Raw genomic sequence first — 23159 nt, 5'->3', positions numbered from 1 at the left:
ATGACACCCTGGTATCTTTATCTCATCCGCACCGCAGACAACGCTCTCTACACCGGGATCACCACCGATGTGGATCGCCGTTACCGACAGCATCAAAGTGGAAAAGGGGCGAAAGCGTTACGGGGGAAAGGGGAATTAACGCTGGCTTTTGCGGCACCCGTCGGCGATCGCTCTCTCGCTCTGCGCATGGAATATCGGGTCAAGCAGCTGACAAAGCCCCAGAAAGAGCGTCTGGTGGCGAAAGGGGAAGGGTTTGAGGCGTTGTTAGCCAGCCTGCAAACCCCATCGCTTAAAAACGATTGAAATGGTCGTGGTATTCCACCAGACCGGTGACGCCGTTTAGCGCGTCTTCTGCCAGTCGGTGCACCTGGAAGGCGCTTTCTGTTCCCGGCCAGCGGCAATGCAGATCGTAATGCGCGGCCAGTTCGAAGCCAAAACGGCTGTATAATGCCGCATCGCCTAATGTAACGACGGCGGCATAGCCGAACTCATTAAGCGAATCCAGTCCTTCGTAGACCAGTTGACGGGCCAGCCCTTGTCCACGGTAGTTTTCATCCACCGCCAACGGCGCCATCCCTACCCATTGCAGATCCTCGCCCTGCACATCAACAGGACTGAATGCAACGTAACCAATCACCTGACCTTCATCGTCAGTGGCAACCAAGCCCAGCGTCAGAAAACCATCTTCACGCAGGTCATGGACCAGTTTCGCTTCCGCATCGCTTTCGAACGAGCGGCGTAACAGGGCATCAATACCAGGGGCATCAATGGGAATTTCTACTCGAATCAGCATGGTTCACCTACCGATGTCTGTTTGGTTTCCGGCGAGTGTTTCATGCCCGCCTCAACAAAATCTGCCAGTTGCATCAGCATAACGCGTAACGCTTTTGGCATCTGCTCCAGTTCGATTGCATCCATCAGGTTTTTCACATACAGCCCTAACTCGGTATCACCTTCGATCACCAGGCGGCGCTGAAAGAAAAGCGTATCCGGATCCTGTTTACGTGCCGCGATCATCAACAAATCACTGGCGTCGGCACTAAAACTCACGTCGGCCTCGGCATTCTGGCTAACGATAAGTTTGCCATTCTCAACAGAGGTATACCATCTGAGATCAATATCACGAACATGAATACTTAACCAACGGCCTTCGAGGAACTCCAGCTCCCCATCTGCCAGCGCCTGGCGGAATTGCCAGCTCAGGACCTGTTCCAGAACCTGGCGCTTTAACGCAAAGGGCGTCAGTTTAACCGGTACACTCATCAGAGAAGGACCAACATGTACTAAGCGTGAACGCAGTTTTTCCAACACGAGCTTTACTCCCTGTTTCATTAATCCTGCTATTTTGCCATATCAGATAAACAACGTAGCGGCGTAAATCAACAATTACGTGTGAAATTGCTACCCCGTTATTGGTGTTACCAATACGACTTTAACTGCCTTAAATCAAAAATTGTCGCAGCAAGGTTAACTAAAATCCCTGTTCGTTAACAATTATGCGTCCCAGGCGGCGCAACCTTCAGGATAAATTATGGAGCTGCTCTGCCCTGCCGGAAATCTCCCGGCGCTTAAGGCGGCCATTGAGAACGGCGCTGATGCCGTTTATATCGGGCTGAAAGATGACACCAACGCCCGCCACTTCGCCGGCCTTAACTTTACCGAGAAAAAATTGCAGGAAGCGGTGAGTTTTGTCCATCAACATCGCCGTAAGCTGCACATCGCGATTAACACGTTTGCACACCCGGACGGTTACGCCCGCTGGCAGCGTGCTGTGGATATGGCGGCACAACTCGGTGCGGATGCGCTGATTCTGGCTGATCTTGCCATGCTTGAGTATGCCGCAGAACGTTACCCCCATATTGAGCGCCATGTCTCTGTTCAGGCATCTGCGACCAATGAGGAAGCGGTGAACTTTTATCATCGTAATTTCGACGTCGCACGTGTTGTACTCCCACGCGTACTGTCGATTCATCAGGTCAAACAGCTTGCGCGCTCAACGCCTGTACCACTGGAAGTGTTTGCTTTCGGCAGCCTGTGCATCATGGCGGAAGGTCGTTGCTATCTCTCTTCTTATCTGACAGGAGAGTCGCCTAACACGGTAGGCGCATGTTCCCCTGCCCGATTTGTACGCTGGCAGCAAACGCCGCAGGGCCTGGAATCCCGCCTGAATGAAGTGCTGATTGACCGCTATCAGGACGGTGAGAATGCCGGTTACCCAACACTGTGCAAAGGCCGTTATCTGGTGGATGGCGAGCGCTATCATGCGCTGGAGGAACCGACCAGTCTCAACACGTTAGAGCTGTTGCCGGAACTGCTGGCCGCCAATATCGCCTCCGTGAAAATCGAAGGCCGTCAGCGTAGCCCGGCCTACGTTAGCCAGGTGGCGAAAGTGTGGCGCCAGGCGATCGATCGCTGTAAAGCTGACCCACAAAACTTTGTCCCGCAACGCGCCTGGATGGAAACACTCGGTTCGATGTCCGAAGGCACGCAAACAACGCTTGGCGCATATCACCGTAAATGGCAGTGAGAAAAGCAATGAAATATTCCTTAGGGCCGGTGCTCTACTACTGGCCGAAAGAGACGCTGGAAGCGTTTTACCAGCAAGCCGCCACCAGTCATGCCGACGTGATTTATCTCGGCGAGGCGGTCTGTAGTAAGCGCCGCGCAACCAAAGTCGGTGACTGGCTGGATATGGCGAAATCGCTCGCTGGAAGCGGCAAGCAGATTGTGCTTTCAACGCTGGCGCTGGTTCAGGCATCGTCCGAACTGGGCGAACTGAAACGTTATGTTGAAAATGGCGACTTCCTGCTGGAAGCCAGCGATCTCGGTGTCGTGAACATGTGCGCTGAACGCAAACTGCCGTTTGTCGCCGGGCATGCGCTCAACTGCTACAACGCCGTGACGCTGCGCCTGCTGCTCAAACAGGGGATGGTGCGTTGGTGTATGCCGGTGGAGCTTTCACGCGACTGGCTGGTGAATCTGCTCAACCAGTGCGATGAACTGGGCATTCGCCAGCAGTTTGAAGTGGAAGTGTTGAGCTACGGTCATTTGCCGCTGGCCTATTCAGCTCGCTGCTTTACCGCCCGCTCGGAAGACCGTCCGAAGGATGAGTGTGAAACCTGCTGTATCCACTATCCGAATGGTCGCAATGTACTGTCTCAGGAGAATCAGCAGGTGTTCGTGTTGAACGGGATTCAGACGATGAGTGGGTACGTCTACAACCTCGGAAATGAACTGAACTCCATGCAAGGGTTGGTCGATATCGTACGCTTGTCGCCGCTTGGCACAGAGACGCTCTCCATGCTCGACGCCTTCCGTGCCAACGAAAATGGTTTATCGCCGCTGCCTCTGACGGCTAACAGCGATTGCAACGGTTACTGGAAGCGTCTCGCCGGTCTGGAGTTACAGGCGTAAAAAAGCTCACTTTGTTAACAACGATAATCAAATTTTAATGCAGTATTAAATAATTCACCGTCGACAAAGTGAGCCGTTATGACAGACAACACTATTCCCTTTTCGGTGCTGGACCTGGCACCGATCCCCGAAGGCTCCTGCGCCAAAGAAGCTTTCTCGCACTCACTGGATCTCGCCCGGCTGGCAGAAAAGCGTGGCTATCATCGCTACTGGCTGGCAGAACATCACAACATGACCGGTATTGCCAGTGCGGCAACGTCGGTGCTGATTGGCTATCTGGCGGCGAATACGGCCACCCTGCACCTGGGGTCCGGCGGCGTCATGTTGCCAAATCATTCCCCGCTGGTGATTGCCGAACAGTTCGGTACGCTCAACACGCTTTATCCGGGGCGTATCGACTTAGGGTTAGGTCGCGCGCCGGGCAGCGATCAGCCGACAATGCGCGCGCTGCGTCGTCATATGAGCAGCGATATCGATAACTTCCCGCGCGACGTGACCGAACTGGTCGACTGGTTCGACGCCCGCGATCCTAATCCGCACGTGCGCCCGGTCCCCGGTTACGGCGAAAAAATCCCGGTGTGGCTGCTCGGCTCCAGCCTGTATGGTGCTCAATTGGCCGCACAACTCGGTCTGCCGTTTGCGTTTGCCTCCCACTTCGCACCAGATATGCTGTTCCAGGCGTTGCATCTCTACCGCACCCAGTTTAAGCCGTCTGAACGCCTTGAGAAGCCCTATGCCATGGTGTGTATCAACATTATCGCCGCCGACAGCAACCGTGATGCTGAGTTCTTGTTTACCTCGATGCAGCAGGCGTTCGTAAAATTACGCCGTGGCGAGACAGGGCAACTGCCGCCGCCGGTAGAGAATATGCATCAGTTATGGTCTGCGTCTGAGCAGTATGGTGTGCAGCAGGCGCTGAGCATGTCGTTGGTGGGGGATAAAGCAAAAGTGCGTCACGGTCTGGAATCCATCCTGCGTGAAACCCAGGCGGATGAGATCATGGTCAACGGGCAGATCTTCGATCACCAGGCACGGCTGCACTCGTTTGGGCTAGCGATGGATGTGAAAGAGGAACTGTTGGGGTAACTTTTGCCCGGTGGCGGCTACGCCTTACCGGGCCTACGAGATCTGTAGGCCGGATAAGGCGTAGCCGCCATCCGGCAAACGGTTTTACTGATACACTGGCAACAGATTAAAGCTCGACAGAATATGCACCAGCGCGTTACCGACACCAAATACCAGAATCAGCGCAATCATCGGCTTGCCACCCCAGACACGGAACTTCGGGCTGCCAAAGCGCTTACGTGACGCACGCGCCAGCAGTGCCGGTACAATTGCCGCCCAGATGGTCGCCGCCAGTCCTGCATAGCCGATAGCGTACAGGAAGCCGTTCGGCCACAGCAGGCCACCAATAATTGGCGGAACAAAGGTCAGCAATGCCGTTTTAAAGCGGCCCGATGCAGAATCATCAAAACCAAACAGATCCGCCAGATAGTCAAACAGACCCAGCGTGACACCGAGGAAAGAGCTCGCGACCGCAAAGTTAGAGAACACCACCAACAGCAGATCCAGACTACGGCTATTCAGTACGCCGCTAAGCGCCTGCACCAACACATCAATATTGCCGCCCTTCTGCGCGATGCCGATAAATTCCGGGCGTGGAATATTGCCCATCGTCCCCAGCAACCAAACGGCGTACAACACCAGCGCCAGTAGCGTTCCGTAGACCAGGCACTTAACGATAGTACGCGGATCTTTGCCGTAATACTTCATCAGGCTCGGTACATTACCGTGATAACCAAACGAGGCCAGACAGAACGGCAGGGTCATCAACAGATAAGGCGTATACGATGCATGGCTTTCCGTCACGTTAAACAAGGTTGTTGGCGTCACGTGCCCCAACAGACTGCCGAAGGTCAGGAAGAATGTAATGACCTTCGCGCCCAGCACGATCGCCGTCATCCGACCGACAGCTTTGGTACTCAGCCACACCACAAACGCCACCAACAGCGCAAACGCCAAACCTGCCGCTCGCGCCGGTACGTTCAAAGACATTTCGGCAAAGGTGTGGTGCAGAATCGAACCACTCGCAGAGATGTAGGCATAGGTCAGGATGTACAGCACAAAGGCGATGGAAATGCCGTTGACCACGTTCCAGCTTTTACCCAGCAGGTCTTTGGTGATGGTGTCAAAGCTCGAACCAATCCGGTAGTTGAGGTTAGCTTCCAGGATCATCAGCCCCGAGTGCAGCATACAAAACCAGGTAAAGATCAGCGCCGCCATTGACCAAAAGAACCAGCTACCCGCCATCACCACCGGCAGGGAAAACATCCCTGCGCCAATAATGGTACCGCCAATAATCACGACGCCGCCAAGCAGCGAAGGGGACGTTTGGGTGGTGGTTAGTGTTGCCATTCAGCCATCTCTCCAGTGAATAATATTGCAACTGCATTTTATTGTGTTGCACTGTACCAGTACATGAGTACAAAAGAAATAAAAAAAGCCCCGATGATAAATATCGGGGCTGTATATTTTACTTTACAGTACGGGTGCGTTGATCAGCGTAAATTACGCGTCACCACCGAAACGACGACGACCAGTGGAATCATCGCGACGCGGCGCACGGCCTTCACGACGCTCACCGCTGAAACGACGGCCGTCACCACGACCACCTTCACGGCGCTCACCGCTGAAACCACGACCGCCTTCGCTACGACCGCCTTCACGACGCTCGCCGCTGAAACGACCACCGCCGCCACCACGACGCTCGCCACCGGTATGCGGAACTGCATCGCCAACCAGTTGCATGTTCATCGGCTTGTTCAGGATGCGGGTACGGGTAAAGTGCTGCAGCACGTCGCCCGGCATACCTTTCGGCAGTTCGATGGTTGAGTGGGAAGCAAACAGCTTGATGTTACCGATGTAACGGCTGCTGATGTCACCTTCGTTAGCGATCGCGCCAACGATATGACGTACTTCAACACCGTCATCACGGCCTACTTCAATGCGGTACAGTTGCATGTCGCCAACGTCACGACGTTCACGACGCGGACGGTCTTCACCACCACGTTCTGGACGGTCGCCGCGCGGACCACGATCGTTACGATCGCCACGCGGAGCACGTTCATCACGGTCACGGAACTCACGCTTAGGACGCATTGGCGCGTCTGCCGGAACGATCAAAGTACGTTCGCCCTGTGCCATTTTCAGCAGTGCCGCAGCCAGGGTTTCAAGATCCAGCTCTTCACCTTCTACCGTCGGCTGGATTTTAGCCAGCAGCGCGCGGTATTGATCCAGATCGCTGCTTTCCAGCTGCTGCTGAACTTTAGCGGCGAATTTCTCCAGACGGCGTTTGCCCAGCAGGTCTGCGTTAGGCAGTTCCACTTCCGGAATGGTCAGTTTCATGGTGCGTTCGATGTTACGCAGCAGACGACGCTCACGGTTCTCAACGAACAGCAGAGCACGACCAGCACGACCCGCACGACCGGTACGACCGATACGGTGAACGTAAGACTCGGAGTCCATCGGGATGTCGTAGTTCACAACCAGGCTGATACGCTCAACGTCCAGACCACGTGCTGCAACGTCAGTGGCAATCAGGATATCCAGACGACCGTCTTTCAGACGCTCCAGAGTCTGCTCACGCAGCGCCTGGTTCATGTCGCCGTTCAGCGCTGCGCTGTTATAACCGCTACGCTCCAGCGCTTCAGCCACTTCCAGGGTCGCATTTTTGGTACGAACGAAGATAATCGCCGCATCAAAATCTTCTGCTTCGAGGAAACGCACCAGCGCTTCATTTTTACGCATCCCCCAGACAGTCCAGTAGCTCTGGCTGATGTCCGGGCGAGTGGTAACGCTGGACTGGATACGCACTTCCTGCGGCTCTTTCATAAAGCGGCGGGTAATACGACGAATCGCTTCCGGCATGGTGGCAGAGAACAGAGCGGTCTGATGACCTTCCGGGATCTGCGCCATAATGGTTTCAACGTCTTCGATGAAGCCCATACGCAGCATTTCATCGGCTTCGTCCAGCACCAGACCGCTCAGTTTAGAGAGATCCAGCGTACCGCGCTTCAGGTGATCCAGCAGACGACCCGGCGTACCGACAACGATCTGCGGCCCCTGACGCAGGGCACGTAATTGCACGTCATAACGCTGGCCGCCGTACAGGGCAACCACGTTCACGCCGCGCATGTGTTTAGAGAAATCCGTCATGGCTTCAGCAACCTGAACCGCCAGTTCGCGGGTCGGTGCCAGCACCAGGATTTGAGGTGCTTTCAGCTCAGGATCAAGATTGTTGAGCAGCGGTAAAGAGAACGCTGCAGTTTTGCCGCTACCCGTCTGGGCCATACCCAGAACATCGCGGCCGCCCAGCAGATGCGGAATGCACTCTGCCTGGATTGGAGATGGTTTTTCGTAACCCAGATCGGTAAGGGCTTCAAGGATAGGAGCCTTCAGGCCCAGATCTGCAAAAGTGGTTTCGAATTCAGCCATGTAGTACGTGTGCCTCAAAATTAATGGCGGCCAGTCTACATAACTCATCATGAAATTGATCTGCAATTTTCATTGAAAAGTGTGAACCGGCTCAAAGTAGGTGTATTAACGAACAACAACGCCCTCACCCGCGAAGGTGATGGCAATCAAAAAAGATTACGGGCTGATGTGTACGTCAGCTATTGCTGGTCCGATTCTGCCAGGTCATCTTGGTCCTGGCCCAGGAGCGATAATTCCAACAATGCGTATCGGTGCTCAACAAAGTTATGAACGTTGTTAGCCACCGCCAGTTTGAACAATGCCGTAGCGTTGTCCAAATCCCCCAGACTTAGGTAGTACTTACCTAAATAGAAGTTGGTTTCACTGAGATGCTCAGCGAGCGAGGTGTTATCCGTTGCGTCTGCCTTGAGCCTTTCCATCAACGTTGCTTCGCTAATGTTGCCCAGGTAGAACTCGACAATGTTCCATCCCCATTGCTCTTTATCCGATTTCTCGAAACGTTGCTTTAACGCTTCTTTAGCCTGCTTCTCATCGAGCTTCTGCTCAGCGAGATAAAGCCACAGACTGCGGAAAGGATCATTGGGATCGTCTTGATAAAACGCCAGCAGATCATCTTGCGCTAACTTGTCGCGGCCGCCGTAATACAATGCGATACCACGATTTAAGTGCGCGTAGTTGTAAGTTGGATCAAGCTCAAGTACAGAATCAAACGCTTCATAGGCAGCATCAAAATTGCCTGCCTGCGTTAAATAAATGCCTAAGTAATTGAATACTTCAGGCATATCTGGTCGGATTGCCAGCGCTTGTGAAAAATCATTTCGCGCTAATGCCCTCAGACCGAGACTATCATACAACACTCCGCGCTCATATAAAAGCTGTGCGCGTTCGTCATCGGTTAAAGCCCGACTGGCAAGAATTTGTTCCATGCGTGCCAGAATCACTTCCTGCTGCAAAGTCGGTTGCAATGGCACTGCGAGGACTTCACTCTTACGCCAGGCAGAGTTGCTGCATCCTGCCAGCGTGAGTGCTGTCGCAACGAAACACCAGCGCAAAAAAGGCTTCATTTCCCACTCCCGAAGACAACGATTGAATGAACGTCCTGTTCCCCGGTTGCTAACAAGGCGTCCTGCCGGGTCAGAGGCCCTCCGCAATGGCGGAGGGCAAATGGCAACCTTACTCGCCCTGTTCTGCTGCCGGTGCTTCCGGCGCAGCAGCTGGCTGAGACTGCTCAGTTGCTTCTTTAATGCTCAGACGTACACGGCCCTGGCGATCAACTTCCAGAACTTTCACCGGTACTTCCTGACCCATCTGCAGGTAATCAGTCACTTTCTCTACACGCTTGTCAGCGATCTGAGAAATGTGAACCAGACCTTCTTTACCGCCACCGATGGCAACGAATGCGCCAAAGTCAACGATACGGGTTACTTTACCAGTGTAGATGCGACCCACTTCAATTTCTGCCGTAATTTCTTCGATGCGACGGATAGCATATTTTGCTTTCTCACCGTCGGTCGCCGCGATCTTAACAGTGCCGTCATCTTCGATTTCGATAGTGGTGCCGGTTTCTTCGGTCAGGGCACGGATAACAGAACCGCCTTTACCGATTACGTCTTTGATCTTATCTGGGCTGATCTTAATGGTATGGATACGCGGAGCGAACTGAGAAATGTCGCCGCGCGGCGCGTTGATCGCCTGTTCCATCACACCCAGGATGTGCAGACGCGCACCTTTAGCCTGGTTCAGAGCAACCTGCATGATTTCTTTGGTGATACCTTCGATTTTGATATCCATCTGCAGTGCAGAGATACCATCGCGGGAACCCGCTACTTTGAAGTCCATGTCGCCCAGGTGATCTTCGTCACCCAGAATGTCAGACAGAACAACAAAGTTATCGCCTTCTTTCACCAGACCCATTGCGATACCCGCAACAGCCGCTTTGATCGGCACACCTGCGTCCATCAGCGCCAGAGAAGCACCACACACGGAGGCCATAGAAGAAGAGCCATTGGATTCAGTGATTTCAGATACTACGCGAACGGTGTACGGGAACTTCTCGATATCCGGCATAACCGCCAACACGCCACGCTTCGCCAGACGACCGTGACCGATTTCACGACGTTTCGGAGAACCGACCATACCCGTTTCACCTACGCAGTACGGAGGGAAGTTGTAGTGGAACAGGAAAGTGTCAGTACGCTCGCCCATCAGTTCATCGAGGTTCTGAGCATCACGCGTTGTACCCAGCGTAGCAGTAACCAGCGCCTGAGTTTCACCACGGGTGAACAGTGCGGAACCGTGGGTACGCGGCAGAACGCCAGTGCGCACATCCAGGCCACGGATCATGTCTTTTTCACGACCGTCGATACGCGGTTCGCCTGCCAGTACGCGGCTACGAACAACGTTTTTCTCGATTGCGTGCAGGATTTCACCCAGTTCGTTAGCGTCCAGGGTTTCGTCTTCTGCAACCAGCGTCGCGATCACTTCAGATTTGATTACATCAACCTGAGCATAACGTTCCTGCTTGTCAGTGATGCGGTAAGCATCGCTCAGGCGGGATTCGGCCAGGGCTGCAACGCGCGCATTCAGTGCGTCGTTTGCCGCTTCCGGCTGCCAGTCCCAACGCGGTTTACCCGCTTCTTTAACCAGCTCGTTGATAGCCTGAATAACAGTCTGCTGCTGCTCGTGACCGAAGACAACGGCACCCAGCATGACGTCTTCGCTCAGCAATTCAGCTTCAGATTCAACCATCAATACAGCAGCTTCAGTACCGGCAACCACCAGATCCAGCTTGCTTTCTTTCAGTTCGTCCTGAGTCGGGTTCAGTACATACTGGTCATTGATGTAACCAACACGTGCAGAGCCGATTGGGCCGTTGAACGGGATACCAGACAGAGACAGCGCTGCGGAAGCACCGATCATTGCCACGATATCCGGGTTAACCTGCGGGTTTACGGACACAACGGTCGCGATAACCTGAACTTCGTTAACGAAGCCTTCCGGGAACAGCGGGCGAACCGGGCGGTCAATCAGACGCGCAATCAGGGTTTCGCCTTCGCTTGGACGGCCTTCACGACGGAAGAAGCTGCCCGGGATACGACCAGCAGCGTAGGTACGCTCCTGATAGTTAACGGTCAGCGGGAAAAAGTCCTGGCCTGGCTTCGCTTTCTTCTGACCTACAACGGTAACGAATACCGCAGTGTCATCCATGCTAACCATCACAGCGGCAGTTGCCTGACGCGCCATCATGCCGGTTTCCAGCGTTACGGTATGTTGGCCGTACTGGAATTTACGAACGATCGGATTAAGCAAAATTCTATCCTTTCTCTAATTTTTGATAGCACCACCGGCGCCATCGTTAATACCCGATCTTCAGCGCATCCTCGCGACTAATGACAATCCTAACCCGCCATCGGGTCAAGCCTCTCATTAGCCGCGCGAACCTCTGCAACAGAAGATCATACTTAGCAACAATACATTAGTTTCCAGTGAATTGCTGCCATCAGCTTGAAAAAAGGGGCCATGAAGGCCCCCTCTTTCTGAAACTCGCAAGAATTAGCGACGCAGACCCAGACGCTCGATCAGCGCGGTGTAGCGTGCAACATCTTTACGTTTCAGGTAGTCGAGCAGTTTACGACGCTGAGAAACCATACGCAGCAGACCACGACGGCTGTGGTGATCTTTTTTGTGCTCTGCAAAGTGACCCTGCAGGTGGTTAATCTGTGCAGTCAGCAGAGCAACCTGAACTTCGGTAGAACCGCTGTCGTTAGTACCACGACCAAACTCAGAAACGATTTTAGCTTTAGCTTCAACGCTTAGAGACATGATGAACTCCAAAAATAATAAAAAATGAAAGGGTGCCAATCTCTAATTCAGCAACCCCAGGTAAACACCGCATGAACTGTTAAAAAATTTACGCGGTGTTAAGCGGCAGTATTCTACTCGCAGCGCCCTGTTATCGCAAGACTGAGCAGAGTTACGCCGGATACTCCACGACCAGACGACGAGGCGCTACACGGCCTTCATCATCCATTTCGCCCATCCCAATAAACTTACCGTCATCGCCTTCCGTCACGCGAACCAACCCTTCCAGCGGCGCGCCTGTCGTACGAACCGGATTACCATTTTTAAAGTAAACCGACGAGGTTAAAGGAAGATTAACGATGGGGTAGTCCGAAGCCGGACTGTCCATGGGCATCAGCAGCGGATCAAGCAACTGGGCTGCAGGGATCCCCTGCTGCTCGGCCTGCTCGATGAGATCGCGTAAATGCTCCAGGGTGACCATCCGATCAACCGGGTATTTACTGACAGCCAGACGGCGCAGGAAAGTCACGTGCGCGCCGCATCCCAGCTTCTCACCCAGATCATCAATAATGGTCCGAATATAGGTGCCTTTAGAACAGTGAACTTCCAGTTCCAGTTCGTTACCTTCGTGACGAATAAAGAGCAGTTCATAGACGGTAATCGGTCTGGCTTCCCGCGGAACCTCAATACCCTGGCGCGCATATTCGTACAGCTTTTTACCCTGGTATTTCAGCGCCGAATACATCGACGGTATCTGCTCGATATCACCTCTGAACGTTTCCAGCGCAGCCGCCAGTTGTTCTGGGGTAAACGCGACAGGACGCTCCTGCACGATTTGGCCGTCGGCATCCGAAGTGTCGGTCCGCTGTCCCAGCCGTGCAATAACACGATAACGCTTATCCGAATCAAGCAGATACTGGGAAAACTTGGTCGCTTCACCGAGACAAATCGGCAGCATACCCGTCGCCAGCGGATCCAATGCTCCGGTATGACCGGCGCGATTGGCGTTGTAAAGACGTTTTACTTTTTGCAGCACGTCATTGCTGGACATGCCCTGCGGTTTGTCCAGCAACAGAACACCGTGAATGTCGCGACCACGACGACGAGGACGACTCATTAGTCCTCCTTGCTGTCGTCCGGGTTCACACGACGTTCTTCGTCATGCTTCACCACGTTAGTCACCAGGTTTGACATACGCATCCCTTCTACCAACGAGTTATCGTAGAAGAAAGTCAGTTCCGGAACGATACGTAAACGCATCGCTTTCCCCAGCAGGCTGCGGATAAAGCCAGAGGCTTCCTGCAACGCTTTGATGCCCGCGTTTACTGCGGCTTCATCTTTGTCGTTCAGGAAGGTGACAAACACTTTGGCATAGGCCAGATCACGCGACATTTCAACACCGGAAACCGTGGTCATCATGCCCAGACGAGGATCTTTAATTTCGCGCTGCAGGATGATAGCAATCTCTTTTTGCATCTCCTGAGCGACGCGCTGTGGGCGACCAAATTCTTTCGCCATAACAAATTCTCCAGAAAAAAGACAAAAAAGGGGCCAAAAGCCCCTTTTTAAAATGAGTTCCAGGTGGTTCGGGCTGTTCACCGTAGGCCTGATAAGCGTAGCGCCATCAGGCATCACATTGCCGGATGTGGCGTAAATGCCCTATCCGGCCTACAACCCAGAAAACCTTAAGCAATCGTACGTTGGATCTCGATGATCTCGAACACTTCGATCATATCGCCAACGCGAACGTCGTTGTAGTTCTTAACACCGATACCACATTCCATGCCGTTACGGACTTCGTTAACGTCATCTTTGAAGCGGCGCAGGGATTCCAGCTCGCCTTCATAGATAACCACGTTGTCACGCAGTACGCGGATTGGGTTGTGACGTTTAATCGTACCTTCGGTAACCATACAGCCCGCGATCGCACCAAATTTCGGTGATTTAAACACATCACGAACTTCAGCCAGACCGATGATCTGCTGTTTCAGTTCCGGAGACAGCATGCCGCTCATCGCCGCTTTCACTTCGTCGATCAGGTTATAGATGACGGAGTAGTAGCGCAGATCCAGGCTTTCGGATTCAATCACTTTACGCGCAGAGGCATCAGCACGAACGTTGAAGCCGACCAGAATCGCGTTGGATGCCGCAGCCAGGGTTGCGTCGGTTTCGGTGATACCACCTACGCCAGAACCGATGATCTTCACTTTAACTTCGTCAGTAGACAGTTTCAGCAAGGAGTCGGAGATCGCTTCTACAGAACCCTGAACGTCAGCTTTCAGAACGACGTTCACTTCGTGAACTTCGCCTTCGGTCATGTTAGCGAACATGTTCTCGAGTTTGGATTTCTGCTGACGAGCCAGTTTAACTTCACGGAATTTGCCCTGACGGTACAGTGCAACTTCACGGGCTTTCTTCTCGTCACGAACCACGGTAACTTCGTCACCCGCAGCCGGAACACCGGACAGACCCAGGATTTCGACCGGAATAGACGGACCCGCTTCCAGCACTTCCTGACCCAGTTCGTTACGCATTGCACGAACACGGCCATATTCGAAGCCACACAGCACGATATCACCCTTGTTCAGGGTACCTTCACGCACCAGGACGGTAGCCACTGGGCCACGACCTTTGTCCAGGAAGGATTCAATTACCGCACCGCTTGCCATACCTTTACGAATCGCTTTCAGCTCCAGAACTTCAGCCTGCAGCAGGATAGCGTTCAGCAGGTCATCAATACCGGTACCCGCTTTTGCAGAAACTGGGATGAACTGGGATTCGCCGCCCCACTCTTCCGGCATAACACCGTACTGAGACAGTTCGTTCTTAACGCGATCCATATCGGCTTCTGGCTTATCGATTTTGTTCACTGCAACAACCATCGGCACCTGCGCTGCTTTCGCATGCTGGATAGCTTCGATAGTCTGCGGCATCACGCCGTCATCTGCTGCAACAACCAGAACAACGATATCCGTTGCCTGCGCACCACGAGCACGCATAGAGGTGAACGCGGCGTGGCCCGGGGTATCCAGGAAGGTGATCATACCGTTGTCGGTTTCAACGTGGTATGCACCGATATGCTGGGTAATGCCACCCGCTTCGCCAGAAGCCACTTTCGTTGAACGAATGTAGTCCAGCAGAGAGGTTTTACCGTGGTCAACGTGACCCATGATGGTCACAACTGGTGCACGCGGTTCAGCCGCAGCGCCAGTGTCACGGTCGCTCATTACCGCTTCTTCCAGCTCGTTTTCACGACGCAGGATAACTTTGTGGCCCATCTCTTCGGCAACCAGCTGTGCGGTTTCCTGATCGATGACCTGGTTAATGGTGGCCATTGCGCCCAGTTTCATCATCGCTTTGATAACCTGAGAGCCTTTAACCGCCATCTTGTTAGCTAAGTCGCCAACGGTGATGGTTTCGCCAATCACAACGTCACGGTTAACCGCCTGAGCTGGCTTCTGGAAGCCCTGCTGCAGAGAAGAACCTTTACGCTGCTTGCCGCCTTTACCGCCACGAACCGCTGCACGCGCTTCTTCACGGTCAGCTTTCGATTCAGCGTGTTTGTTGCCTTTTTTAGCCGGACGTGCCGCTTTCGTGGTGCGAGTACGGCCGCGACCGCCTTCGACTTCACGATCGTTTTCGTCTTCAGCCTGGCGTGCGTGCTGAGAAGTGGTGACGTGATAATCACTCTTATCTTCTTCCACTTTCTCTTGTTCAGCCCAAACACCGGCATTTTCTTCAGCCATACGGCGAGCTTCTTCAGCCACTCGGCGAGCTTCTTCTTCAAGCTTACGGCGTGCTTCTTCTTCCGCTTTGCGCTTCAGTTCAGCGGCTTCATTTTCACGGCGGGCTTTTTCTGCCTGGGCGGTTTTGGTCATATCGTCGGTCTGTTGATTGCTCACTTTGTCTTTTTCCGCAGCTTCACGTTTCGCTTTTTCAGCGGCTTCACGCTTAGCTTGTTCTGCGGCCTCACGTTCAGCTTTTTGTTGCGCCTCGCGTTTGGCTGTTTCTTCAGCTTCACGACGGGCTTGCTCTTCCGCTTCACGCTGCGCCTGCTCTTCCGCGGCAAGGCGTTCAGCCTCTTGCGGATCGCGTTTTACAAAGGTGCGTGTCTTGCGGACTTCGATTTGTACCGATTTACTTTTTCCACCGGTACCTGGAATATTGAGAGTACTGCGCGTTTTGCGCTGCAATGTCAACTTATCTGGGGCAGAGCCGTTTTCACGGTTCAGATGCGCCAGTAAGGTCTGTTTCTCTTGTGCGGACACAGAGTCATCAGCAGACTTCGGGATACCTGCATCAGCAAATTGCTGTACCAGGCGATCCACGGAGGTCTGTATCTCTGCAGCCAGCGTTTTTACGGTTACATCTGTCATACTGTTCCTTCCTGCTACAGTTTATTACGCTTCGTCGCCGAACCAGCAAATATTACGGGCAGCCATAATCAGCTCACCGGCTTTTTCGTCGGTCAACCCTTCGATATCAGCCAGATCATCAATGCCCTGTTCAGCGAGATCTTCCAGCGTACAAACACCACGGGCAGCCAGTTTGAATGCCATTTCGCGATCTAATCCTTCCAGATTCAGCAGATCGTCAGCCGGTTTGTTATCACCGAGGCTTTCTTCCTGGGCCAGTGCCAGAGTGGTCAGTGCGTTTTTAGCACGCTCGCGCAGCGTTTCAACGGTCTGCTCATCGAGGCCGTCAATTGCCAGCAGTTCTTTCATTGGCACATAAGCCAATTCTTCCAGCGTAGCAAAACCTTCTTCCACCAGAACAGTCGCGAAATCTTCATCGATATCGAGATATTTGGTGAAGGTATCAATGGCTGCATGTGCTTCAGCCTGATGCTTAGCCTGCAGGTCATCAACGGTCATCACGTTGAGTTCCCAACCGCTCAGTTGTGAGGCCAGGCGGACGTTCTGACCGTTACGTCCAATCGCCTGAGCCAGATTACCGGCTTCAACCGCGATATCCATCGTGTGTTTATCTTCATCCACCACGATAGAAGCGACGTCTGCTGGCGCCATTGCGTTGATCACGAACTGTGCCGGATTATCATCCCACAGGACGATATCGATACGCTCGCCGCCCAGTTCGGTAGAAACCGCCTGAACACGCGCACCGCGCATACCCACACAAGCACCAACCGGATCGATACGCTTATCGTTGGTTTTCACTGCGATTTTCGCACGAGAACCCGGATCGCGAGCAGCCGCTTTAATTTCAATCACTTCTTCGCCAATTTCTGGCACTTCAATACGGAACAGTTCAATCAGCATTTCCGGTTTGGAACGCGTCACAAACAGTTGCGCACCGCGCGCTTCAGGGCGCACGGAGTACAAAACGCCACGAATACGGTCACCCGGACGGAAGTTTTCACGCGGCAGCATGTCTTCACGCTGGATCACGGCTTCAGCATTGCTGCCCAGATCCAGAGAAATGTTGTCACGATTTACTTTCTTCACAACACCGGTGACGATCTCACCTTCGTGTTCACGGAATTGATCAACAACCATCGCACGTTCAGCTTCACGAACTTTCTGTACGATAACCTGTTTTGCCGTCTGGGTAGTGATACGGTCAAAAGTGACAGATTCAATTTGATCTTCAACGTATTCGCCCACGTTCAGACTTTCGTCTTCATAACGTGCCGCTTCCAGCGTAATTTCTTTCGTCGGTTGAGTAACTTCTTCCACAATAACCCAACGGCGGAAGGTATCGAAATCACCGCTTTTACGATCGATCTCTACGCGAACGTCGATTTCTTGCTCATATTTTTTCTTCGTAGCTGTAGCCAGCGCACTTTCCAGCGCTTCAAAAATTTTCTCGCGTGGCAGCGCTTTTTCGTTGGAGACGGCTTCAACAACGGCCAAAATTTCTTTGTTCATCGCGGGCTTTTCACCTCAATCCAGACTGTTAAAAGTGGGGAACCAGGTTCGCCTTCTGGATATTACTCAGCGCGAACACTTCATCTTTACCTTCGACTGTGACAGTGATCATTTCACCGTCCACCGCTTTGATAACGCCCTGCCATTTACGACGGTTTTGTACCGCCATACGAAGCACCAGTGCAACTTCTTCACCCAGGAAACGCACATAGTGTTCGGCAGTGAACATTGGACGGTCGAGGCCCGGTGAGGATACTTCCAGGTTGTAAGCAACGGTGATTGGATCTTCAACGTCCATTACCGCACTGACCTGGTGGCTCACATCAGCACAATCATCAACATTGATGCCATCTTCACTATCAATATAGATGCGCAGTGTGGATGTGCGACCGCGAATAAATTCGATGCCGACCAGCTCGTAACCTAAGGCTTCAACTGGCGCTGTAATCATCTCTGTTAATTTTTGCTCTAATGTGGACAAGCCCACCCCCAAGACATAAAAAAAGGGCCTAAAGCCCAGTTATTCTGTAGTCAGATAACAAAAAACCCCGATAAATCGGGGCTTTAGATAACTGAACCCTATAACCGCAACTGCGGTCTGGAGAACCTTCCGAAAGAATTTTTTTCAAATCCAGCTACGAAGGCCATAGTCTTCACAGTATATTTGAAAAAGAACTCTAAGGGAAAGTGGTTGCGGGGGCCGGATTTGAACCGACGACCTTCGGGTTATGAGCCCGACGAGCTACCAGGCTGCTCCACCCCGCGCCTGAAACGTGGCAAATTTTACTCGCTTTGGGTAAAAAATGCAAATACTGCTGGGATTTGGTACCGAGGACGGGACGTAAAATCTGCGCACAGTATAGTGATCCAGAGCGCATTATGTCAACCTGGTTAATAATATGCACATTAATGAATAGCCGCGTTCTCCCCATAGTGTCGAAGCCAGATAAACGCAGAGATACAATCTGAGGCATTTATTAACGAAATTATCACGAAGCTCTTCCTGTCACCCGTAAAAGATGATTAAATGAAAACTCATTTATTTTGCATAAAAATTCACTGAGAACAGAAAACCGATCTCTTCATCAGTCAATCAAGCAGGATTTTATTTTATGACGACGATTCTCAAGCATCTCCCGGCAGGTCAACGTATTGGTATCGCTTTTTCCGGTGGTCTGGACACCAGTGCTGCGCTGCTGTGGATGCGACAAAAAGGGGCTGTCCCATATGCATATACTGCAAATTTGGGTCAACCGGATGAGGATGACTACGACGCCATTCCTCGCCGTGCAATGGAGTATGGCGCAGAGAACGCTCGCCTGGTTGATTGCCGTAAACAATTAGTTGCGGAAGGGATTGCCGCCATTCAGTGTGGTGCATTCCATAACACCACCGGCGGACTCACCTATTTCAACACGACGCCATTAGGTCGCGCCGTGACCGGCACCATGCTGGTTGCCGCCATGAAAGAAGATGGCGTCAACATTTGGGGCGACGGCAGCACCTATAAAGGCAACGACATTGAGCGTTTCTATCGTTATGGTTTGCTGACCAATGCTGAGCTGCAGATCTACAAACCGTGGCTGGATACCGATTTCATTGATGAACTGGGCGGTCGCCACGAGATGTCTGAGTTTATGATTGCCTGCGGTTTCGACTACAAAATGTCCGTTGAGAAAGCCTACTCCACCGACTCCAACATGCTGGGCGCAACTCACGAAGCGAAAGACCTGGAATTCCTTAACTCCAGCGTCAAGATCGTTAACCCGATTATGGGTGTGAAGTTCTGGGATGAAAACGTGAAGATCCCGGCGGAAGAAGTGACCGTACGTTTTGAGCAGGGTCATCCGGTTGCCCTGAATGGCAAAACCTTCAGCGACGACGTTGAGATGATGCTGGAAGCCAACCGTATCGGTGGTCGTCATGGTCTGGGCATGAGCGATCAAATTGAAAACCGTATTATCGAAGCAAAAAGCCGCGGCATCTATGAAGCTCCGGGGATGGCGCTGCTGCACATCGCTTACGAGCGTCTGCTGACCGGTATTCACAACGAAGACACCATTGAACAGTATCATGCGCATGGCCGCCAGCTAGGACGTCTGCTGTATCAGGGTCGCTGGTTCGACTCTCAGGCTCTGATGCTGCGTGACAGTCTGCAACGTTGGGTGGCAAGTCAGATTACCGGCGAAGTGACTCTGGAACTGCGTCGCGGTAACGACTACTCGATCCTGAACACCGTCTCCGACAACCTGACCTATAAGCCAGAACGTCTGACAATGGAAAAAGGTGACTCCGTGTTCTCTCCGGACGATCGTATTGGGCAGTTGACCATGCGTAATCTGGATATCACGGATACCCGCGAGAAGCTGTTCGGGTATGCGCAGTCCGGCCTACTTTCCGCCTCTTCTGCGACGGGTCTGCCGCAGGTTGAGAACCTGGAAAATAAAGTGAAGTAATCGCGCACCAGAAATGACAAAAGCCGCGAAAGCGGCTTTTTTATTGTGCGAATCGTAGGCCTGATAAGCATAGCGCCATCAGGCATTGTACTCTCTGCTCAATGTCGGATGGCGGCACAAGCGCCTTATCCGACCTACAAGCCATTAGATGGTGTCCAGTGGCTATACGCTACAGGCGAAAAAAAAGACGCTTTTCAGCGTCTTTTTTTCGGAATATTGGTACTGAGGATGGGACTCGAACCCACAAGCCCGTTAGGGCACTACCACCTCAAGGTAGCGTGTCTACCAATTCCACCACCTCAGCACGGATACTACTATTAGTGCGGGATATCGCTGGTCGGCTTAGCCGGAGCAGCTGGCTGAGTTTGCTCAGTTTTCGCTGGGGCACTCAGATTTTCCCACTCACTTCCTTTATTGGTTTTGTTGCTGTTGATATTACCCAGCACCAGACTGATAACGAAGAACAAGGTTCCAAACAGCGCTGTCATTCGGGTCATGAAGTTACCAGAACCACTTGAACCAAACAGCGTACCGGAAGCGCCTGCTCCAAAGGAAGCACCCATATCAGCGCCTTTACCCTGCTGCAGCATGATCAAACCAACCAATACAATTGCTACGACAAGGAAAATACCTAAAAGAGCTTCGTACATAATCAACCTGTTCCTTGCGGAGTTGCCGCGTACCAATGCTTCAACCAATAAAGCGGGACCATTTACTGTTTCCCACTGAAGCGGGTGTGAATACTAACCAAAGCGAATGACCTTCGCAAGGGCAATTTAAGCGCATTGTATCAACTGCGGAAAAAAACAGCAAAACTGTCGTTTTCCTGCAACTAAAAGGGCAGCAACTGCCGCCTTTTTAGTCACTTAATGCCCGCATTAAGCCGCTTTTACCGCATCAGCGATACGGTGAGCGAATTCGGTCACCTGGGCTTCATCTTCGCCTTCAACCATGACCCGAATTAACGGCTCAGTACCGGACTTACGCAGCAGCACGCGGCCACGGTTGCCCAGTGCAGTTTCAACTTCAGCCATAACCGCCTTAACCGTTTCGTTTTCCAGCGGATCGCCACTACCTGCGGTGTAGCGCACATTCACCAGAATTTGCGGGAACATTTTCATACCGCTACACAAATCGTGCAGACTCATATGATTACGAACCATTGCGGCAAGAACCTGCAAACCAGCCACAATACCGTCACCGGTGGTCGTTTTGTCCAGCAGGATCACATGACCGGAGTTTTCCGCGCCGATACGCCAGCCTTTTTCCTGCAGTTTCTCCAGCACATAGCGGTCACCCACTTTAGCGCGGGCAAACGGAATGCCAAGCTGTTTTAACGCCAGCTCCAGACCCATATTGCTCATCAGCGTGCCCACCGCGCCACCGCGCAACTGACCCTGACGCAAACCTTCACGGGCGATGATATACATGATTTGATCGCCGTCGACTTTATTACCTTCGTGGTCAACCATGATTACACGATCGCCGTCGCCATCCAGCGCAATACCAATATCCGCTTTTTCCGCGAGCACACGCGCCTGCAGCGCCCGCACGTCAGTGGCACCCACTTCTTCGTTGATATTGACGCCATTTGGCTCGCAACCAATCGTAATGACATTCGCGCCCAGCTCACGTAATACATTAGGAGCAATGTGATACGTCGCGCCATTAGCGCAATCCACCACGATTTTGAGCTCATTGAGGCTCAATTCGTTCGGGAAGGTCCCTTTGCAGAATTCGATGTAACGCCCGGCAGCATCCACGATACGGCTGGCTTTTCCCAGCTCTGCAGAGTCCACACAGGTGATCTCTTTTTCCATCTCCGCTTCGATGGCTTCCTCAACCGCATCTGGCAGCTTGGTTCCGTCGATGGAGAAGAATTTAATCCCGTTGTCGTAGAATGGGTTGTGTGAAGCAGAAATAACAATCCCGGCTTCTGCACGGAAAGTGCGCGTCAGATAAGCCACCGCAGGGGTAGGCATTGGCCCGGTAAAGGACGCGGATAAACCTGCCGCCGCAAGGCCCGCCTCTAACGCAGACTCCAGCATGTAGCCAGAAATACGCGTATCTTTACCGATAATAATTTTACGGGAGCCATGGCGCGCCAGTACCTTCCCTGCGGCCCAACCCAGCTTAAGTACAAAATCAGGGGTAATCGGCGCATCGCCTACGCGACCACGGATCCCATCGGTACCAAAATACTTGCGATTACTCATAACGTTTATTTCCCTTCGCAGACAGGGTGGCCTCAACCACGCGCATCGCTTCAACAGTTTCTTTTACATCGTGGACGCGAACTATGTGCGCGCCCTGCATGGCTGCAATTACCGCACACGCCAGGCTGCCGCTAAGGCGCTCTGACGGCCCCACATTTAGCAGCTGACCAATCATCGATTTTCGCGACATCCCCACAAACAGCGGTAGTCCAAAATGATGAAACTCTGACAGGCGAGCCAGTAAAGCATAATTATGAGAGAGATTTTTACCGAAACCGAACCCCGGGTCGAGCAACAATTTATCTTTTGCGATGCCCGCCTGCTCGCAACGTGCGATCTGCTCGACAAAGTAGCGATTAACCTCCGCAAAAACGTCATCGTACTTCGGCGCATCCTGCATCGTTTTAGGGTTGCCCTGCATATGCATCAGCGATACAGGTAGCCCAGTTTCTGCCGCAGCTTCCAGCGCGCCAGGTTCGCTCAGCGAACGGATATCGTTAATGATGTGCGCCCCCACGCGGGCAGACTCACGGATCACTTCCGGCTTAGAGGTATCGACTGAAATCCAGACTTCAAACCGTTGAGCAATCGCTTCAACGACCGGGATCACACGTTCCAGCTCCTCTTCCACACTGACATCGGCCGCGCCGGGTCGCGTTGATTCGCCGCCAATATCAATAATAGTTGCTCCGGCATTAATCATCAGATTCGCATGTTTCACCGCCTCAATCAGCGTGTTGTGCGTTCCACCATCTGAGAAAGAGTCTGGCGTGACATTCAAAATCCCCATGACGTGAGGATGGCTGAGATCCAGCGAAGTCCCCTGGGCAAAGAGTTTCATGGTGTTATCCCTGGTATGAAATGGGTTAAGCAGATAAGAAAAACCCCGG

21 protein-coding genes and 2 tRNA genes are annotated in these 23159 nt (G+C 52.7%); 5 read left to right on the top strand and 18 right to left on the bottom strand.

Annotation, left to right across the window (positions count from 1 at the left end; all coding sequences use genetic code 11):
• Complete coding sequence (locus tag JM656_RS02510) at positions 1-303, top strand: GIY-YIG nuclease family protein (RefSeq protein ID WP_203359862.1); 303 nt, start codon at positions 1-3, stop codon at positions 301-303.
• On the opposite strand, the gene JM656_RS02505 is transcribed toward JM656_RS02510, so the two are convergent.
• Both JM656_RS02505 and JM656_RS02500 read right to left on the bottom strand, forming a co-directional pair.
• Positions 290-793: a GNAT family N-acetyltransferase gene (locus tag JM656_RS02505; RefSeq protein ID WP_203359861.1), complete on the bottom strand. Its 504-nt coding sequence runs from the start codon at positions 791-793 to the stop codon at positions 290-292. The genes JM656_RS02510 and JM656_RS02505 overlap by 14 nt on opposite strands.
• Entirely contained in the window at positions 787-1311 is a 525-nt protein-coding gene (locus JM656_RS02500) for an SCP2 domain-containing protein (protein WP_203359860.1), read from the bottom strand. Before JM656_RS02500 ends, JM656_RS02505 begins: the two co-directional genes overlap by 7 nt.
• Before the next feature lie 220 nt (positions 1312-1531).
• On the opposite strand from JM656_RS02500, the gene JM656_RS02495 reads away from it, so the two are divergent.
• From JM656_RS02495 to JM656_RS02485, 3 genes are all read left to right on the top strand, one after another.
• A complete protein-coding gene (locus JM656_RS02495) occupies positions 1532-2527 on the top strand; it encodes a peptidase U32 family protein (protein WP_203359859.1) in 996 nt (331 codons plus the stop codon).
• A gap of 8 nt (positions 2528-2535) precedes the next feature.
• Positions 2536-3414, top strand: coding sequence for a U32 family peptidase (locus JM656_RS02490; protein ID WP_203359858.1), 879 nt, complete (start codon positions 2536-2538; stop codon positions 3412-3414).
• Positions 3415-3492: 78 nt separating this feature from the next.
• Entirely contained in the window at positions 3493-4500 is a 1008-nt protein-coding gene (locus JM656_RS02485; protein ID WP_203359857.1) for a luciferase-like monooxygenase, read from the top strand.
• A gap of 84 nt (positions 4501-4584) precedes the next feature.
• On the opposite strand, the gene mtr is transcribed toward JM656_RS02485, so the two are convergent.
• The 12 genes from mtr to JM656_RS02425 all read right to left on the bottom strand — a co-directional run bounded on the left by mtr (position 4585) and on the right by JM656_RS02425 (position 18362).
• Complete coding sequence (gene mtr / locus JM656_RS02480) at positions 4585-5829, bottom strand: tryptophan permease (protein ID WP_203359856.1); 1245 nt, start codon at positions 5827-5829, stop codon at positions 4585-4587.
• 153 nt (positions 5830-5982) lie between these two features.
• On the bottom strand, positions 5983-7908 hold the full coding sequence (deaD, locus tag JM656_RS02475; protein WP_203359855.1) for an ATP-dependent RNA helicase DeaD: 1926 nt from the start codon (positions 7906-7908) through the stop codon (positions 5983-5985).
• Entirely contained in the window at positions 7901-7981 is an 81-nt protein-coding gene (yrbN, locus tag JM656_RS02470) for a protein YrbN (protein WP_010723222.1), read from the bottom strand. Before yrbN ends, deaD begins: the two co-directional genes overlap by 8 nt.
• A gap of 106 nt (positions 7982-8087) precedes the next feature.
• The gene (gene nlpI, locus JM656_RS02465; protein WP_003024982.1) at positions 8088-8972 is read right to left on the bottom strand and encodes a lipoprotein NlpI; all 885 of its coding nucleotides are present in this window, start codon (positions 8970-8972) and stop codon (positions 8088-8090) included.
• A gap of 109 nt (positions 8973-9081) precedes the next feature.
• Positions 9082-11217 (bottom strand): polyribonucleotide nucleotidyltransferase, encoded by a 2136-nt coding sequence (gene pnp / locus JM656_RS02460; protein ID WP_203359854.1) that lies wholly within the window; start codon positions 11215-11217, stop codon positions 9082-9084.
• 243 nt (positions 11218-11460) lie between these two features.
• On the bottom strand, positions 11461-11730 hold the full coding sequence (gene rpsO / locus JM656_RS02455) for a 30S ribosomal protein S15 (protein WP_003861789.1): 270 nt from the start codon (positions 11728-11730) through the stop codon (positions 11461-11463).
• A 151-nt stretch (positions 11731-11881) separates the two neighbouring features.
• Positions 11882-12826 (bottom strand): tRNA pseudouridine(55) synthase TruB, encoded by a 945-nt coding sequence (gene truB, locus JM656_RS02450; protein WP_203359853.1) that lies wholly within the window; start codon positions 12824-12826, stop codon positions 11882-11884.
• The gene (gene rbfA, locus JM656_RS02445; RefSeq protein WP_203359852.1) at positions 12826-13227 is read right to left on the bottom strand and encodes a 30S ribosome-binding factor RbfA; all 402 of its coding nucleotides are present in this window, start codon (positions 13225-13227) and stop codon (positions 12826-12828) included. Before rbfA ends, truB begins: the two co-directional genes overlap by 1 nt.
• Positions 13228-13394: 167 nt before the next feature.
• Positions 13395-16085 carry a translation initiation factor IF-2 gene (gene infB / locus JM656_RS02440; protein WP_203359851.1) on the bottom strand — a complete coding sequence of 897 codons (2691 nt, stop codon included), beginning with the start codon at positions 16083-16085 and terminating at the stop codon, positions 13395-13397.
• Between the two features lie 24 nt (positions 16086-16109).
• The gene (gene nusA / locus JM656_RS02435; protein ID WP_192613612.1) at positions 16110-17597 is read right to left on the bottom strand and encodes a transcription termination factor NusA; all 1488 of its coding nucleotides are present in this window, start codon (positions 17595-17597) and stop codon (positions 16110-16112) included.
• 28 nt (positions 17598-17625) lie between these two features.
• Positions 17626-18078, bottom strand: a complete 453-nt coding sequence (gene rimP, locus JM656_RS02430) for a ribosome maturation factor RimP (protein ID WP_203359850.1) — start codon at positions 18076-18078, stop codon at positions 17626-17628.
• 207 nt (positions 18079-18285) lie between these two features.
• A tRNA-Met gene (locus JM656_RS02425) sits at positions 18286-18362 on the bottom strand.
• A 347-nt stretch (positions 18363-18709) separates the two neighbouring features.
• On the opposite strand from JM656_RS02425, the gene argG reads away from it, so the two are divergent.
• Positions 18710-20053, top strand: a complete 1344-nt coding sequence (gene argG, locus JM656_RS02420) for an argininosuccinate synthase (protein ID WP_203359849.1) — start codon at positions 18710-18712, stop codon at positions 20051-20053.
• A 217-nt stretch (positions 20054-20270) separates the two neighbouring features.
• Here the strand turns inward: argG and JM656_RS02415 are convergent.
• The 4 genes from JM656_RS02415 to folP form a co-directional block, all read right to left on the bottom strand.
• Positions 20271-20357 (bottom strand) — tRNA-Leu (locus JM656_RS02415).
• A gap of 13 nt (positions 20358-20370) precedes the next feature.
• Positions 20371-20703, bottom strand: coding sequence for a preprotein translocase subunit SecG (secG, locus tag JM656_RS02410; RefSeq protein WP_162379368.1), 333 nt, complete (start codon positions 20701-20703; stop codon positions 20371-20373).
• A gap of 228 nt (positions 20704-20931) precedes the next feature.
• Positions 20932-22269, bottom strand: coding sequence for a phosphoglucosamine mutase (gene glmM, locus JM656_RS02405; protein ID WP_203359848.1), 1338 nt, complete (start codon positions 22267-22269; stop codon positions 20932-20934).
• The gene (gene folP, locus JM656_RS02400) at positions 22262-23110 is read right to left on the bottom strand and encodes a dihydropteroate synthase (protein ID WP_203359847.1); all 849 of its coding nucleotides are present in this window, start codon (positions 23108-23110) and stop codon (positions 22262-22264) included. The genes glmM and folP overlap by 8 nt, the downstream gene beginning before the upstream one ends.
• Positions 23111-23159 lie beyond the last annotated feature (49 nt).

Source organism: Citrobacter sp. R56, from assembly GCF_016811995.1.
Lineage (GTDB): Bacteria > Pseudomonadota > Gammaproteobacteria > Enterobacterales > Enterobacteriaceae > Citrobacter_D > Citrobacter_D enshiensis.
The sequence above is the reverse complement of the archived record's forward strand: the minus strand, read 5'-3'. Positions and strand labels throughout refer to the sequence as shown.

Coding starts and splice junctions, on each gene's coding strand:
- JM656_RS02510 (WP_203359862.1), top strand. CDS start 1: ATGACACCCTGGTATCTTTATCTCATCCGCACCGCAGACAACGCTCTC.
- JM656_RS02505 (WP_203359861.1), bottom strand. CDS start 793: ATGCTGATTCGAGTAGAAATTCCCATTGATGCCCCTGGTATTGATGCC.
- JM656_RS02495 (WP_203359859.1), top strand. CDS start 1,532: ATGGAGCTGCTCTGCCCTGCCGGAAATCTCCCGGCGCTTAAGGCGGCC.
- JM656_RS02490 (WP_203359858.1), top strand. CDS start 2,536: ATGAAATATTCCTTAGGGCCGGTGCTCTACTACTGGCCGAAAGAGACG.
- JM656_RS02485 (WP_203359857.1), top strand. CDS start 3,493: ATGACAGACAACACTATTCCCTTTTCGGTGCTGGACCTGGCACCGATC.
- mtr (WP_203359856.1), bottom strand. CDS start 5,829: ATGGCAACACTAACCACCACCCAAACGTCCCCTTCGCTGCTTGGCGGC.
- deaD (WP_203359855.1), bottom strand. CDS start 7,908: ATGGCTGAATTCGAAACCACTTTTGCAGATCTGGGCCTGAAGGCTCCT.
- yrbN (WP_010723222.1), bottom strand. CDS start 7,981: ATGAAAATTGCAGATCAATTTCATGATGAGTTATGTAGACTGGCCGCC.
- nlpI (WP_003024982.1), bottom strand. CDS start 8,972: ATGAAGCCTTTTTTGCGCTGGTGTTTCGTTGCGACAGCACTCACGCTG.
- rpsO (WP_003861789.1), bottom strand. CDS start 11,730: ATGTCTCTAAGCGTTGAAGCTAAAGCTAAAATCGTTTCTGAGTTTGGT.
- truB (WP_203359853.1), bottom strand. CDS start 12,826: ATGAGTCGTCCTCGTCGTCGTGGTCGCGACATTCACGGTGTTCTGTTG.
- rbfA (WP_203359852.1), bottom strand. CDS start 13,227: ATGGCGAAAGAATTTGGTCGCCCACAGCGCGTCGCTCAGGAGATGCAA.
- infB (WP_203359851.1), bottom strand. CDS start 16,085: ATGACAGATGTAACCGTAAAAACGCTGGCTGCAGAGATACAGACCTCC.
- nusA (WP_192613612.1), bottom strand. CDS start 17,597: ATGAACAAAGAAATTTTGGCCGTTGTTGAAGCCGTCTCCAACGAAAAA.
- argG (WP_203359849.1), top strand. CDS start 18,710: ATGACGACGATTCTCAAGCATCTCCCGGCAGGTCAACGTATTGGTATC.
- secG (WP_162379368.1), bottom strand. CDS start 20,703: ATGTACGAAGCTCTTTTAGGTATTTTCCTTGTCGTAGCAATTGTATTG.
- glmM (WP_203359848.1), bottom strand. CDS start 22,269: ATGAGTAATCGCAAGTATTTTGGTACCGATGGGATCCGTGGTCGCGTA.
- folP (WP_203359847.1), bottom strand. CDS start 23,110: ATGAAACTCTTTGCCCAGGGGACTTCGCTGGATCTCAGCCATCCTCAC.